Raw genomic sequence first — 14,983 nt, 5'->3', positions numbered from 1 at the left:
CGCAGACAGGCTGGCGCCTGTCAAGGAGCCCAACAAAGCTATACGAAATATAGCGCAATAGATGATAAAGGTTTTTATTAAGGATTAGTATAAAAGGAGGTCGCCGCATGAAACGTCGTCTTTTGTCCTTTTTCCTGTGCTGTCTGTGCGTTGCGGGAGCGCTATGCATGTCCGGCTCCGCCTGCTCAGCGGGTGAAGCTGACTTTCTCCTCGGTGACGCCGACGTCAACGGCGAGATAGAGATCATCGATATAACGGTAATTCTGCGTCACGGAGCGCTGATGAAAGCGCTCTCCTTCAAGGGAGAGAACCTCGGCGACGTCAATCGCGACGGCGATATCGACATTATCGACGCGACCCTTCTGCAGCGCAGTCTCGCCGGAATGTTCGTCGCCTGTCCGATCGGCAATCCGGTCGCACGTAGGACGATGCGCTTTGAGAACGGAACGGCGCAAAGGATTCTCGATCTTACCGTGGATAATGTCGCCGAGTCCGCCGACGTCGTCCGTTTCACTGTATATGTCGAGACAGATTATGATACCGATCTCGACGGTAAGCCGGATCTCGTCAAGACCTGGGTTCAGCTGCCCCGGCCCGCGGCGGAGGGGGATTATCCGGCGCCGGTGATCCTTGAAGCAAATCCCTACAGCGCGGGAACAAGAGATCCTCGGACGGTTTTCTCGAGCGCGGTTGAAGAATTACCGGAATCCCTGTTGCACAACCAACCCTCAAAACGTGTGCCTGCCGGCTGTGTTACGACCGAGTACGCGGCAAGCTTGTTTAAAAGCTCCGACATTGATTACTACACAAACTATCGCGATCACAGCGATCTGCTGTCACGCGGCTTTGCCGTCGCGGGCTCGGCGGGCTTAGGCACAAAGGGCTCCGAGGGCTTTACGCTCAGCGGCAGCCGGATGGAGGCGGACGCCTTCAAGTGTATCGTCGAATGGCTCTGCGGTGATCGTGCCGCCTATATCGACCGTGACGATAATTGTGCGGTCAAGGCAGACTGGTCGAGCGGCAGCGTCGGAATGACCGGCTTCTCCTACAGCGGAGCAGCGGCGCTCGAAGTCGCGGCAAGCGGCGTCAAAGGGCTGAAAACGATCGTCCCTGTCTCAGCCCCGGCAAGCTGGTATGACTACACCAATTCGCAGGGGACGCCGACCACAGCTGAATATGATTACGGCGCCTTTCTCAGCGGTTTTTGCGCTTCGCGGTTCTTTGACGGAGCCCTGCCGCCGCTGAAGGCGCTGTATGAACGCTGGCGGCTGTATGCCGTCAACGAGCAGGCCGCCCTACAAGGTAATTACGGTGCCTATTGGGAGAGCCGGGACTATACCTCCTACACCGAATCGCTGAAGACGTCCGCCCTGATCGTGCAGGGCTTGAACGATGATAACGTCACCCCGAAGCATGCCGATCTCATGCGCCGCGCATTTGAGCGGTGCGGAATCACGCCGAAGCTGCTGCTTCTGCAGAACGGTCACACACGCCCCGCAGGCTCAAACGATTGCACAGACATCATGATCGAGGATATGACCTATAAGGAGCTGCTCAACCGCTGGTTCAGCCACTATCTGGCGGGGGTCGTCAACGGGATCGAGAACCTCCCCTGTGTTCTCGCGCAGAACAACACGGACGGCAGCTTCACTCATTATGACAGCTTGGATGAAGAAAGCTCGATGAGCTTATCTCCCGACTGCAGCGCTGAGTTCACGCAGGTCAGCGCAAAGGGCGCATATAAAACGACCGGCAACCTAATGGAACACACGCTCAACGGTCAGTCCTGTGACTGTGCGGCGCTGTGGAAAACCGAAGTCAAACAACCGATAACCGTCAAGGGAACGGCAGAAATAGCGCTCAGGCTCAAAACCGATAACCTGAGCACCGATAACCCGACCGTCGCGGCGATCCTGGTCGATTACTCCGACGAGCCGTTTGACGCTTTCGTTCCGACATCATCCGGCATTTCGCAAACTGTGATCGGCGGCTCGCCCTATATCGACAGCGACAAGCTCGTCCGTTGGAACAACACCCCGGTTCACAGGAAGATCATCGCCTCGGGAATCATGGATCTGCGTGACCCTCACGCGGGTTATCTTCCGTCAAGCGCGGTCGATACGGCTAATCCGGCACAAAGCGGCGAATGGTATGAATACCGTTTATATCTGAATCCGAATATCTACACCATTGAAGCGGGTCACCGGCTGGAGCTGTACATTCTCCCCTATGTCGGCTTACCGAATGAATGGGACAACTACACACCCGAAGAGCTTGAGGCGCTCGGCTATACCGACAGTCCGCCGGTCATCCGGCGCGATGATTATACCTTCACCATCGATAACCGAAACAGCGCCGCTCATATACCGCTCGCTTGATCGCTGAATACAAAAGAGGCTGCAGACGCAGCCTCTTTTTATGTTCATTTTACAGTTGCAGGCACTGAGGTCGGAGCGGTGGTCTCGGGTTGCTTCTTCTCTTGCTTCACCTTGCGGGCGACTACAACAAATCTGCCGTCCTCGGTATGGTAATTACATGTCGAGAGCACGATCAGGTCATCGCCGAACTTGGGCGTGACGCCGGTATCATAGAGAGAGCGTTCCTTGATGTTGGCGACATACTCCTCGAATTCCTGCTTGGAGCTGAGATCCTTGTAGTTATAATAACAGAATCTGCCCGCCTCATCCTTCACGTCATAGACCTCGGAGTAAAATACGGCACAGATCTCATAATCGCGGCGTTCATAACGCGTATCGAAGAAGATCGTCTTGTGTTTCTCATAGAACTTTTGGTCAATATAATCGGGAAGGCTGCCGAACATACTGCCGTTACGCATGTGATGACCGTAGATCAGGAAGTAGTTCCCATCCGCGGGACAGTCACCGTCGATAAACAGCATACCGCTCTCGGAATACTCACCGTAGAAATCATGATGCAGATAATACTCGTTATCGTTCGGCCTGTACATCACGGGATAATCGATCTTTGTACCCTCGATCTTAAGCCAGCCGAAAAAATCCTTGTTCAAATCGTACAGCGGATCGTACTTACGAAGAGTGCCCTTCTCACTTAGCTCGTCGCCGTTGTCGGCTTCATCAACGATTTGGTGCAGCTTATCATAGGTCTCCTGTTCATGCTTCGCTGTCAAGAGCGTCTTGCCGAGCATAAAACCGCCGACGCAAAAGCCGCCGATAAAGATAATCAATAGAATGATTACGACCGCCCTGCCGCCTTTCTTCTTGGCAGGAGGTGTAGGTGCTGCGTGTTTCATCAGGACTCCTTTGTGAACTTAAAGTCCTTGCCGCCGCGCGTAATGGTCAGATTATCACCGGAGATCTTGTAGGTATAATCGCAGTCCATCGCGTTATCAACGTCAAAGTCAATGATCAGATGACCGTTGATCGCGCTGTAAGCAAAGGTATAATTATCTACGTTCGTCAGCATAACACCTCTGCCGTAGCCGTCAAACTTATAGACCGTGACCTCATCTATGCGCCAGTTGCCCATGACCTCCATCGCGTCGGGACCGCCGTCGCCGGTGACGGTAACATCATGACGATTACCGGTAGTCGGGATCTGACCGTTGGAGTACCCCAATACGGAGTTAGGCGAGGTGAAGGAGCCTTCATAGTTGCCGTTGGTACCGGAAGGGCCGGAGCAGCCTCTCAGTAAAACGACAAGAGCGACCACGATGATAACCGCCAGCACGGCGAGAACGCCGATAACGACATACTTCTGGCTCTGTTTCTTTTCGGGCGATACGGCTGACGCGGCATTTTGTTCTGTGTGTTTCATGAAATCAATCCTTTATTGTATATTGTATTTAAGAAAACAGCGCCCGCCGAAACGACAGGCGCATTAGCATCGGGATAATTTCGGTTCGACCGATGTTTTCACCGTTCAGCTCTCGATAATGAGCAAGAACTGAAGGCTGAAAACATCAGGGCGACGGCGGATAACCGTCGCCGCCCTTAGCCTCAGGGATTACAAATTACTTTGTGAAGATACCCTTGCGCTTAGCAGTGTACAGAACTGCGCCTGCGCCAACCATAGACGCGAGCATGATCAGCATCCACAGATACATGTTGGTGCTGTCGCCGGTCTTCGGAGAAGTGGTAGTCTTGTTGGAAGAATCCTTAGTAGACTGATCCTTGGACGCGGGAGTGGTTGCAGCCTGAGTAGCAGCCTGAGTAGCAGCCTCGGTAGCGCCCTCGGTAGGAGTTACGACCTCGGTGGGATCCCCAGCAGCCTGAGTAGCGTCCTCGGTAGGAGTTACGACCTCAGTAGCAGCCTCGGTAGCAGCCTCGGTAGCAGCCTCGGTAGCAGCCTCAGTAGCAGCCTCAGTTACAGCCTCGGTAGCAGCCTCAGTTACAGCCTCGGTAACAGCCTCGGTTACGGGCTCGGTGGGAGTGATCTTGGGGATGATCAGATCCTCGAGAGTGACCTCAGCGGAACCGGTAGCGTCAGCAAAGTACTTGCCTGCACAGCCGGGATCGGTACACTCATAGTGAGCAGCCATACCGTCTGCTGTGGTAGTAGCGGGTACTTCGGGTACAAAGATGATATCATGTACGTGTACGGGCTCGGTAGCAGCCTCGGTAGCGGCCTCGGTAGCAGCCTCGGTAACAGCCTCGGTAGCAGCCTCGGTAGCAGCCTCGGTAGCAGCCTCAGTTACAGCCTCGGTAGCAGCCTCGGTAGCAGCCTCGGTAGCGTCCTCGGAAGCACCGATAGTTACGACCGCGGGAGTGACGTAGTACAAAGAAGTAGCGTCTTCCCAATCGAGGCAATCGTAGAACTCAAGGTTCGTAAGACTAACGGTATAATCGCCGGCAGCAGCGTTATCATCGACCGTTACCTGATAGGAACCGATCGTGGTATCGGTAGTGCTGACATAACCGCCGGTTTTCACGCCGTCCTCTTCATACTCGGAACGGACGCCGTTGATCATCAGGGATTCATCGGTGAACGCGATGTCGTCAAAGCCTAACTCAGCCTTGTTGATGGTAGTACCGGATTTAGGAACGTAGGTAAGACCGGTAGGAATATCCATTACCATCTGAAGAGTTCCGAGAGCCTCAACAGGGCCCATAGTTACGGTGAAAGTAATTGTATCACCGGGTTTTGCGTTTGTCTTATCTGCGGTTACTTTCAGCTCGACATTATGCGAAGGCATAATGGCGTTAACCGGTACGGCCAATACCAGTAAAGAAGCAACCAGCATTAAACAAAGCAAGATAGATAAGATTCGCTTGTTCATGACCAAGCTCCTTTCAAGAATTTGCGGGATTGGATTGATACCGATATACTACTAATCCCACAGTCTTCATATATCGGGGACAGATGATCCCCTGTCCGGGGTGCGTATGCGCCGTCCGGGATTCCGAGCGGCGGATGCCTCGGTCTCTGCCCTAAAGCGCAGACCCCAAAGCATCATGTACTGTGCCCGACCGACCTCCGCTGCCCGCAGAGACGCCAAGGCACCTATACGAGTCTTATTATAAACATTGGATCGGGCGTTGTCAATAACAGTTTTTGTAAATTATTATTAAAATCGACGAATTATAATTACAATATTGAAATTAAATATGGTAGAATTACAACAAATTCAGAATTTTGTCAAAATGCACAAATATTGTATCATTTATCGATCGGTTCTTGATTTTTTCTTTTTTGGCAATATGCGCCGCTCTTCCGCTCCGGAGACGCCTTTACAGAAAAGCCGCGGAAGCATTACCGAATCGGATTCATGTACAATCATCTACCAAACGGCGGAGATAATCATACTCTCTCTCGTCGATACGGTTATCACAGGAGCAGATCGCGGCAGTAAAGGTAAACAGCGCCGCGCGCTTATCGTCGTCGAGCGTTTTTGAAAACGCGGCGAGCTTGCTAAAGCGCTCATGCGCCATCGAGGTCATGAAAAACCGCTTGAGCTGTTCATCATCCATAGCGATCCCCTCCATCGCGAGGACCCGACGCACCGCCATACGCTCGGAGTAGGTCACCTCGCCGTTCACGGCGGCAAGCGCCGCAAGCGCGGGCGTATCGCCGCTGTCGTCAAAATTACGGAAGTCGCCGCGTATCTGTCGGTAGCTATCCTCGATCAGCGCGTATTTCTCCGCTGTGGAAAGATTCACGATCGTCTCGATCAGCTCGTTCAATCTCTCATTCATTTCGATATCTTCCTCTCATAAACTCTGATTTCCGGCAGTATAAGGCTGTCTGATTACCAATAAATACTCCCTGACCCGCCGAGACAAGTCAGGGAGTAACGATCAAATATAAAGGACGTCAGCTGATAATGCCGGCGGTGTACTTGTAGGCGATCACGCGGGTACAGGCTTCCTTGAGCTGTTTCTCGGTGATGGTGCCGTCGTTCACAGCGGCGAGGATATCGGCGTGAGCTGTCGCATAATCCTTGACGAAAACAATATCATTACCGGCAAGGATCGCCTGTACAACAGGCTTTTTGCCCTCGGCATAGGCGGTATAATCCACGCCGTCGCCATCCAGCAGATCAGTCATGATCAGACCGCTGAAGCCGACTGTTTCACGCAGCTCCTTGTGAAGCGTCGGAGAAAGAGCGGCAGTATGGGTCGGGTCGATATTTTTCACCACAACATTGGACATCATGATGAAGTGAGCGCCCGCCGCAGCGCCCTTCTTGAACGGGGTGTAATCGGTATTTCGGATACTCTCGGCGGAGCGGTCGTCCTCGATCGCCTCATAGCCGTAGGAGGACGGGATGCTTCCGCAGCCGGGAAAATGCTTTAATGCGACGGATACGCCCTTTGCCTGCACAAACTTACCCGCATACTCGGCAAACGCCGCTACCGTATCGATATCGTCGCCGATCGAGCGGGAATACATCATCTGAGTGGCGTCGGTGCAGAAGTCGACCACCGGCGCGAGGTTGAGGTTAAATCCGGATTTCTTGAGCATTTCAGCCTTATCGAGCTCTGCCTTCTCGACCGCCTGTAAGCCTCCGGAGGTGAAGGTGTAACGCGGCGCGTTGAAATCATACTCGGTATATGCGGGCAGATCGGAGATGGTGGTATAGGTTCCGCCCTCCTCCTGAGCGGCAAGGATCGGCTTGACGGTCGTCTGCGTCTGGATGCTTTTGAGCGCATCGGCGACCTGTTCGGGCGTCATGGACTGGAAATTCGAATATTGAAAAAGCATTCCCGCGAGAGAATACTGATTCATCTGCGCAACGGCGGTCGACGAGTCGTCGCATACGCCCAGGATGACCTGACCGACCATCTGCTCCTTCGAGAGCGTTTCTACATACTTTTCCGCCTTCTGCATACTTGCCGCGAACAGACCTTCGCCCGCGGTATCAGACATACCTGCCGCGGGCGTTTCGGTCGCGTTCGTGTTCTCGGACGGATTCTGCTTCACGGTCACGGATGTCGTCTGCGCCGCCCGGCTGTTCAGCATACCGGTAACGCTCATATAGTGGTAGAGCGAATAGCCGAAAGCTCCTGCCGCGAGCAGAATGAGAATGGTTGAAATAATGATGAATTTTTTCATATCATTATCCTCCGTATAATCAATATATATTGATACATCAACTATCATATCACAAGATACGACGCTTTTCAACAGTTTTTTTCTGATATCGGTATCCGACAGAAAACTTTGCTTTGTACTCCGCGTATTGACTTAAAAGGTATCACTGCGCCGAATACGACAGCGCCGCCGATTTCTGACAAAAAAGGAGCTGTCGCGGCACTTAACGCGACAGCTCCTCGGCTCAATTGATTCTTAGGTGTATCAGGTCTCAGGCAGATAAAAGACATCCAGCATCGTGCGGATCGCCTGATCGTTACTGACGTTCAGCTCCGGATGTTCGCCGGCGGTCAGCTCGCCGCTCAATGTAACATACTGAATATCATTCGCCGTGCGCAGCTTAGGCAGAACCTCAGACGCCAGATAGGTAATATCGGTCAGATTTAGATTAGAATCCGAATTGACCTTCACGACATTGTATAATGACGAGATCGTTGAAATATCCTTCTTGACCGCAGGTACGATAGACGCGAGGAAAGCACGGATATACTGCTGCTGACGCTGCATACGCGCATTGTTGGAATCCAGCTTAGTCATATCACGTGAACGCACATACCGCTCCGCCTCCCTGCCGTGCAGGGTTACCGTATCGCCCTCGTTGATCGTGCGGCCCAGGGGAGACTCAAAGGTCATCGAGGACGTCAGGGTGACGCCGCCGACAGTCTCGTTCAGATCATTCAACGCCTCAAGATTGATCGCAAAGTAATTTTTCAGCGGTAAGCCGAAGAAAAGCTTTGATAAGGAAGAATTGGTGTTCATACCGCCGGTGACCTGATCGTTGTGATAGGAGTAGGAGTAGGAGATCTGCATGCGGGAGGTGTCGATCAGCCTTCCTTCGGAAGAATAGCGCGTAACGTCGGTCATGGTATCACGGGACACACCCAGGATCTTGACCTTACCCGTCACGGTATCGACCGTTATGATATAGATCGCGTCGGACATTCTGCGATTCTCGACATTCTCCATACCGTTATCGGCTCCGATGAAGGTGATGCTGACCAGATTCTCATTCAGCACATACGACTTGCCGCCGTAGTGTATCACACGTCCCTTATCATAGATATCCATCGGGATCTCCTGCTCGGTAGGGGGAACGATATCGATATCGCTGTAATCATGCATACGTCCTCTGCCGATCTCACGCATAATAAAGAACGCGGAGCCTGCCACAAGAATCAGCGAAAGCAAAACCGACAAGACGATAATCAGCGTCTTCTTCCGTTTTTTTGAAGAATGGTGATGGTGATGGTGCTTTCTGCGCTTTTTGTAATGAGGCTTTTTAGCGAATATATAGCCCTCCATCGACGCTTCGTCCTCCGTCGGCGGTACGCCTACGGAGACGCGATGCCGCCGGCGGCGGCGAACGTTGCGCTTGTCGTGATGCTGTTTATAAGTCTCCTTCGGGATGATATAGCCGAAGTCATCGCCGCTGATATTGGATATCTGCTCATGATTGGCGTCGGTCAGCGCCATCTCGGAGGAATTCTTATCTTTATCGGGTACATCTTCCTCCCGCGTCAGCTCGACCTCGTCCGGGTTCAAGCTTTTCTCTTCATCGGTATTGTTCATTTACCAGCACCCCCTGTACTAACAAACGAGTATTTGCCGCACCGTTTGTACAGGTGCTCAGAGTCAGAATCTTGCTGTTCAGATCCAGCTTAACGCCCTTTCGCACGATTCCGCTGTAGGTGTGCGGATCAAGGGTATCGTCAAGGTAACTGCGGAACACCTTGTCATCTTCAAAGTGGAACGAGTTAAGGATATGACGGTCATCGTAGGTGTAAACGGAATAGACCAGATAGGTATAGACCTTGTCCTTCGTCAGGATAAAAATCGTGTTATTAGCGTCAAAAAAGCTTTGATCCTCAAAGTTGTGAAGAGAGGCAAACATCGACCCGTTGAGCATATTATGCCCGTACAGTACGGTCACGCGGTCATGAAAATCAATATGATTCTTCACCTCGGAGTAGATCGTGCCCGAGAACTGGTACTGCCGATAGATATTGTGGCTCAAATAGAAGGAATCGTCGTGATCTGCAATGCTCTGTGCAACGGGATAATCGACGTTGGTATTGGGAATATAGATCCAAGCATAGACGTCGGTGTTGATCTTATTCAGCTCGTTAAAATCCACATTAAAGCCGCTGTACTGTGCAACCTTATCCACCCAAGGGCTGGTCGACTTAGGCAGGGTCGGGCGCTGTGTAGGCGCGTTGGGATCCGGCGCCTCAGTAGGCTCCTTCGTCGCGTAATCCATCGTTGCGCCGGTGGGCGTAAAGTCGTTTCGCGAAACATCCTTTTGCTGAAAATACTGAATCAGAAAGAAGGATCCGACCGAAAGGATCGCAATACTTAAGGCCAATATCACAATCCATGATGCTTTTTTCTTATTCTTCATAGCAGCACCATCCATTTTTGCTCAAATGCTTATGACTCACAATACTATTTTCAATAAAACAATATAGTAACACATTATATATAGTTGTATTATACTCCCTATCGCCATGAATGTCAAATAGAAGAACCGCCCTGAAAACAGAGCGGTTCAATCAAACTGTGATTTAATTAATAGACAATGACCGGCGTACCGATCTCGATGTGATGATAGAGCTTCTCGGCTACATCATAAGGCAGGTTGACGCAGCCGTGTGAGCCGTCGCCCTTGTAGATACTGCCGCCGAAGCTCGAGCGCCAAGAGGCGTCATGCAGGCCCCAGCCGCCGCCGATGAACGGCATCCAGTACTGGACGACCGTGCGGTAATCCTCCGCCTCCAGCACGCAGGGCGAAGCCTTGTCGTTGACCTCGTGGAAGCCCGCGGGCGTATCCGCCGTGCCGTAGTTACCGGTAACGCAGTCGCTCTCGAGATAGACGTCGCCGTCAACAATGTACCACATATGCTGAGCATCCAGGCTGACCTCGACGTAGGTATCGCCGACCGCTCGGTCAAATATCTCCATATTTGCAACGAACTCGAGCTCGGTGTAGCCGCCGCGGATCTTGTGACCATCGACCTCGCGATAAGCGTAAATGCGGAAGTAATAGGTAGCGCCGTCCTCAAGACGGGTCGAAGCATAGTGAGTACGGGTGGTGTCGGTGAGCTTCTTCCAGTTCTTCTTATCCTTACTGTTATAGATCAAATAACCGTCGGCATAGGCGCTCTTCCGGTAATCGAGCAGAATTCTGCCGAGCTTCGACTTTGAGCCGTCGTCCTTTGGACCTACCAATCCCGCTATGGTATAGAGCTCGGCAGATTTGCCGCGGAGCTGTCCCGCGCTGTCCTCGCGATATGCGCTGAGGCGGTAGTAGTAAGCTCTGCCGGCGCTGAGATCCGTATCGGTGAACTCGGTGGTGTCGCGGTCAAACGTTTGGTATTCGCTCCACTTTCCGTCAAAACAGCGCTCCAGCACATAGCCCTCGGCATGTTCGTTCTTATTCCATTTGATGGTAGTCTCGCCCTTTGTCTCCTTCTTGAGCTTCAAGCCGGTCATCTCAACGGGCATGGTGGCGAACTTTGCCTCCATCGCCTCGCCCTCATGGTTGCCGCCGATCAGCGCCGCGACCTTGAACCCATACAGCGAACCGGGGTTGAGGTTGCGGATTTGCAGCTCATGGTTGTTGACGGTGGTAAACAAAGAGTAGCCCTCCCCCGCGTCGATATCGCTGCGATAAACACGGTAGCTCGTAATGCCGGGGATCTCATCCCAAATCAGGCGGATACTGTCAGCGCTTTCACCCTCACGGGTCAGTCCCGTCACGGCAGGGATATTCCCCGCGTTATAGGACGGCGCTTTTTCCTTTGCACCTGCGGGAGCCGAGGATGACGGCTTCTGCTCCTCGGTGGGCGAGATAGCGACTCGCTGACCGTCAAGCAGTGTATCCGACATCGCGGGTGTATCGATCTTCGCCGCCTTCGGCGCGTTTGTATGAGCCTTACCGATGAAACGCGGTCCGATCATGACGGCGGTGATCGCCAGAACGATCGCCAGCGCTACGGACAGGACGATTTTCATGTATTGTTTCGTATATACCCCTCCAAATCGTTGAAAGTGATCAGTCGGTAATAAATTCGATCCGATTGTTCTCCATGCTCTTGATACGGGCGAGGGATTCGACCCTGACGCCCATGCCGCGAATCAGCTCGCCGCCCTGCTGATAAGCCTTCTCGATGATGATACCGGCGCCGACGATGGTAGCGCCCGCGTCGCGGATCAGGCTGATCAGTCCCTGCAGCGCAGAGCCCATCGCAAGGAAATCATCGATGATCAGCACCCTGTCCTCGGGCTTTAAGAAGTCCTTGGATACGATGATATCGTAGGTGCGCTTATGAGTGAACGACTCCACCTTGGAGGTGTAAACGTCGTTCGCAATGTTAATGGTCTTGGTCTTTTTCGCGAAAACCACGGGAACATGGAATTCCTGTGCCACGATACAGGCGATACCGATACCGCTCGCCTCGATCGTCAGGATCTTGGTGATGTTTTCATTGCCGTAAAGACGCTTGAACTCCTTCGCGAGCTCGGCGATAAAATCCACGTCGATCTGATGGTTGACAAAGCTGTCGACCTTCAGCACGTTACCCTCGCGCACGATGCCGTCTTTCAAGATCCTATCTTCCAGTAGCTTCATATAGTATCCCCCATATCTATGCGATAATTAATTGAATTTTACAACATTTTGTTACATATAGCAAGAGGTTTTGACATGAAATGAAAAAATATAACAGTTTTATTGACCAATTTCATGTTTTGAGATATAATCTTTATGTAAAATAGCTAAACGGAGTGATCTTTTTCATGACAGATATAGAAATCGCACAAAGCTGTAAACCAAAGCACATCGGTGATATCGCCGCCGAAGCGGGTATCCCCGAGGAATATCTGGAGTATTACGGCAAGTACAAGGCAAAAATCAGCCTTGACGTATTGAAGACCGAGCGGCGCGGCAACAAACTCATTCTGGTGACTGCGATGACTCCGACCCCCGCGGGCGAGGGCAAGACGACCACGACCATCGGTCTTGCCGACGGCTTGAAGAAGATCGGCAAAAGCGTCGACGTAGCGCTGCGCGAGCCCTCCCTCGGCCCCGTGTTCGGTATCAAGGGCGGCGCCGCGGGCGGCGGCTGGGCGCAGGTCATCCCGATGGAGGACATCAACCTCCACTTCACCGGCGACATGCATGCGATCGGCGCTGCAAATAACCTGCTCGCCGCCATGCTCGACAACCACATCTATCAGGGCAACAGCCTGAACATCGATCCCCGCAGAATCACTTGGAAGCGCTGTGTTGATATGAACGACCGCCAGCTGCGCTGCGTTACCGACGGTCTGGGCGGCAGGGTCAACGGCGTGCCGCGTGAGGACGGCTACGATATCACCGTCGCCTCCGAGGTCATGGCGATCCTTTGTCTTGCCGAATCCGTCAGCGACCTCAAAAATCGGCTTTCCCGCATCATCGTAGGCTATACCTTCGACGAGAGACCCGTCACTGCGGGCGATCTTAAGGCGCAGGGCGCGATGACCGCGCTGCTCAAGGACGCGCTCAAGCCGAATCTTGTACAGACCCTGGAGGGTACGCCCGCGTTTGTACACGGCGGTCCGTTCGCGAATATCGCCCACGGCTGTAACTCCGTTCTGGCGACCAAGGTCGCGCGCAAGCTCAGCGACTACACCGTCACCGAGGCAGGCTTCGGCGCCGATCTGGGCGCTGAAAAGTTCCTCGATATCAAATGCCGCTACGCGGACATGAAGCCCGACGCGGTCGTTATCGTCGGCACCATCCGCGCCTTGAAGATGCACGGCGGCGTCGATAAAAAGAACCTTGCTCCCGAGAACCTCGAGGCGCTGGAGAAGGGCTTGCCCAACCTCCTCCGCCATGTCGATAATATCAAGAACGTCTATAACCTGCCGTGCGTCGTAGCGCTGAACCGCTTCCCGACCGATACCGACGCTGAGATCGAGACGGTCATGCGCCGCTGTAAGGAGCTGGGCGTGAACACCGTGCTGTCGACCGTCTGGGCGGACGGCGGCGAAGGCGGCAAGGCGCTCGCCGAGGAGGTCGTGCGCCTGTGTGATCAGGAGAGCAATGAGAACTTCTCCTACGCTTATGAACTCGACCTGCCTGTCGAGAAGAAGATCCGCGCGGTCGCAAAGCGCGTGTATCGCGCCGCTCACGTCGCGTTCTCTAAGAAAGCGGAAAAAGAGATACAGAAGCTCACCAAGCTCGGCTATGCGTCTCTGCCGATCTGTATTGCCAAGACTCAATACAGCTTCTCCGACGACCCGACCCTGCTGTGCGCGCCCGAAGGCTTTGTCATCCATGTACAGGATATCCGTATCTCTGCCGGTGCGGGCTTCATCGTGGTTTTGACCGGCGATATCATGACGATGCCCGGTCTGCCGAAGGTCCCCGCCGCCGAGATGATAGACGTCACGGATGACGGCGTGATCACCGGGCTTTTCTGAGAAAATGAAGATACTTTACAGCGACGAGCACCTCATAGCGGCAGTCAAGCCCTACGGGGTGCTCAGCGAATTTGATGAGAAGAAGCAGAACATGCCCGCGCTGCTACGGGATATGACAGGCGATACCGTTTATCCCGTACACCGTCTCGACCGTACCACGCAGGGCGTGATGGTGTTTGCCAAAACGAAGGAAGCCGCCAAACGACTGAGCGCTTTGATCGCACAGGGAAAGCTCGTGAAAACCTATCTTGCCGTCGTGCAGGGCATACCGAAGGCTCCTTCGGGAGAACTGACCGATCTGCTCTTCTTTGACCGCAGAAAAAACAAAAGCTATGTCGTCAAGCGGGAACGTAAGGGCGTCAAAGAAGCGCGGCTGCGCTATGAAACGCTTGATAAAGCCGATTATGAGGGAATATCCGTCAGCTTGTTGAGGATTCGTCTGCTGACCGGCAGAACGCACCAGATCCGCGTGCAGTTCGCGTCGCGCAGGCTTCCGCTGGCGGGAGACCGCCGCTACGGCAGCACCTTGGCGCTCGACAATATCGCGCTGTGCTCCGCAGAGTTGAGCTTTCGGCATCCGTTCACCGGTGAAAAGATGAGCTTCACTTATCAGCCGCACGACAGTATCTTTGAGCGGTTTAATACAACCCGACAGGAAAGCTCCGGGGCTGTTTTGTAACAGACAGTCAAATCATTATATTAATCCTTGATAAAAGATTTGATCAGCGTTTAGTATAATCCCTCTATATCATAATCTCTAAAGCGGAATATTATTCCAATAAAGAAAAAACGCCTCCAAACGGAGGCGTTTCAGCTTGTCGAAAAAGTATCATAAAATATATGAGTAGTTGATTTCCAAGGCTCCCTTTGGTAAAGGGAGCTGTCCCCGAAAGGGGACTGAGGAATTGCATGAATTGATCGACCGAAGGGAGAAACCCTCATATTACCT

12 protein-coding genes are annotated in these 14,983 nt (G+C 52.9%); 3 read left to right on the top strand and 9 right to left on the bottom strand.

All coding sequences use genetic code 11. The annotated features are described in order from the left end of the window. The first annotated feature begins 107 nt into the window (after positions 1 to 107). Positions 108 to 2,378, top strand: coding sequence for a CocE/NonD family hydrolase (locus R2I50_RS07830; protein WP_316608592.1), 2,271 nt, complete (start codon positions 108 to 110; stop codon positions 2,376 to 2,378). A 44-nt stretch (positions 2,379 to 2,422) separates the two neighbouring features. Here R2I50_RS07830 and srtB (R2I50_RS07825) read toward each other — a convergent pair whose 3' ends face one another. The 9 genes from srtB (R2I50_RS07825) to R2I50_RS07785 all read right to left on the bottom strand — a co-directional run bounded on the left by srtB (R2I50_RS07825) (position 2,423) and on the right by R2I50_RS07785 (position 12,199). Then, entirely contained in the window at positions 2,423 to 3,271 is an 849-nt protein-coding gene (gene srtB, locus R2I50_RS07825; protein WP_316608591.1) for a class B sortase, read from the bottom strand. After that, entirely contained in the window at positions 3,271 to 3,795 is a 525-nt protein-coding gene (locus R2I50_RS07820; protein ID WP_316608590.1) for a DUF5640 domain-containing protein, read from the bottom strand. Before R2I50_RS07820 ends, srtB (R2I50_RS07825) begins: the two co-directional genes overlap by 1 nt. A gap of 196 nt (positions 3,796 to 3,991) precedes the next feature. Next, complete coding sequence (locus R2I50_RS07815; RefSeq protein WP_316608610.1) at positions 3,992 to 5,173, bottom strand: LPXTG cell wall anchor domain-containing protein; 1,182 nt, start codon at positions 5,171 to 5,173, stop codon at positions 3,992 to 3,994. Between the two features lie 571 nt (positions 5,174 to 5,744). After that, the gene (locus R2I50_RS07810; protein ID WP_316608589.1) at positions 5,745 to 6,173 is read right to left on the bottom strand and encodes a hypothetical protein; all 429 of its coding nucleotides are present in this window, start codon (positions 6,171 to 6,173) and stop codon (positions 5,745 to 5,747) included. A 118-nt stretch (positions 6,174 to 6,291) separates the two neighbouring features. Beyond that, positions 6,292 to 7,533: a glycoside hydrolase family 3 N-terminal domain-containing protein gene (locus R2I50_RS07805; RefSeq protein WP_316608588.1), complete on the bottom strand. Its 1,242-nt coding sequence runs from the start codon at positions 7,531 to 7,533 to the stop codon at positions 6,292 to 6,294. A gap of 243 nt (positions 7,534 to 7,776) precedes the next feature. Then, entirely contained in the window at positions 7,777 to 9,141 is a 1,365-nt protein-coding gene (locus R2I50_RS07800; protein WP_316608587.1) for an LCP family protein, read from the bottom strand. Further along, positions 9,125 to 9,970 (bottom strand): class B sortase, encoded by an 846-nt coding sequence (gene srtB, locus R2I50_RS07795; protein ID WP_316608586.1) that lies wholly within the window; start codon positions 9,968 to 9,970, stop codon positions 9,125 to 9,127. Before srtB (R2I50_RS07795) ends, R2I50_RS07800 begins: the two co-directional genes overlap by 17 nt. 167 nt (positions 9,971 to 10,137) lie before the next feature. Then, the gene (locus R2I50_RS07790; RefSeq protein ID WP_316608585.1) at positions 10,138 to 11,583 is read right to left on the bottom strand and encodes a L,D-transpeptidase family protein; all 1,446 of its coding nucleotides are present in this window, start codon (positions 11,581 to 11,583) and stop codon (positions 10,138 to 10,140) included. A 40-nt stretch (positions 11,584 to 11,623) separates the two neighbouring features. Next, positions 11,624 to 12,199, bottom strand: a complete 576-nt coding sequence (locus R2I50_RS07785; RefSeq protein ID WP_316608584.1) for a xanthine phosphoribosyltransferase — start codon at positions 12,197 to 12,199, stop codon at positions 11,624 to 11,626. A 158-nt stretch (positions 12,200 to 12,357) separates the two neighbouring features. Here R2I50_RS07785 and R2I50_RS07780 point away from each other — a divergent pair, with 158 nt between their 5' ends. After that, positions 12,358 to 14,034 carry a formate--tetrahydrofolate ligase gene (locus R2I50_RS07780; RefSeq protein ID WP_316608609.1) on the top strand — a complete coding sequence of 559 codons (1,677 nt, stop codon included), beginning with the start codon at positions 12,358 to 12,360 and terminating at the stop codon, positions 14,032 to 14,034. 4 nt (positions 14,035 to 14,038) lie between these two features. Continuing rightward, positions 14,039 to 14,713 carry an RluA family pseudouridine synthase gene (locus R2I50_RS07775; protein WP_316608583.1) on the top strand — a complete coding sequence of 225 codons (675 nt, stop codon included), beginning with the start codon at positions 14,039 to 14,041 and terminating at the stop codon, positions 14,711 to 14,713. The last annotated feature ends 270 nt before the right edge of the window (positions 14,714 to 14,983 follow it).

This window comes from uncultured Ruminococcus sp., from assembly GCA_902785355.1.
Taxonomy (GTDB): domain Bacteria; phylum Bacillota; class Clostridia; order Oscillospirales; family Acutalibacteraceae; genus Ruminococcoides.
This window is presented reverse-complemented; position numbering and strand designations above follow the sequence as displayed.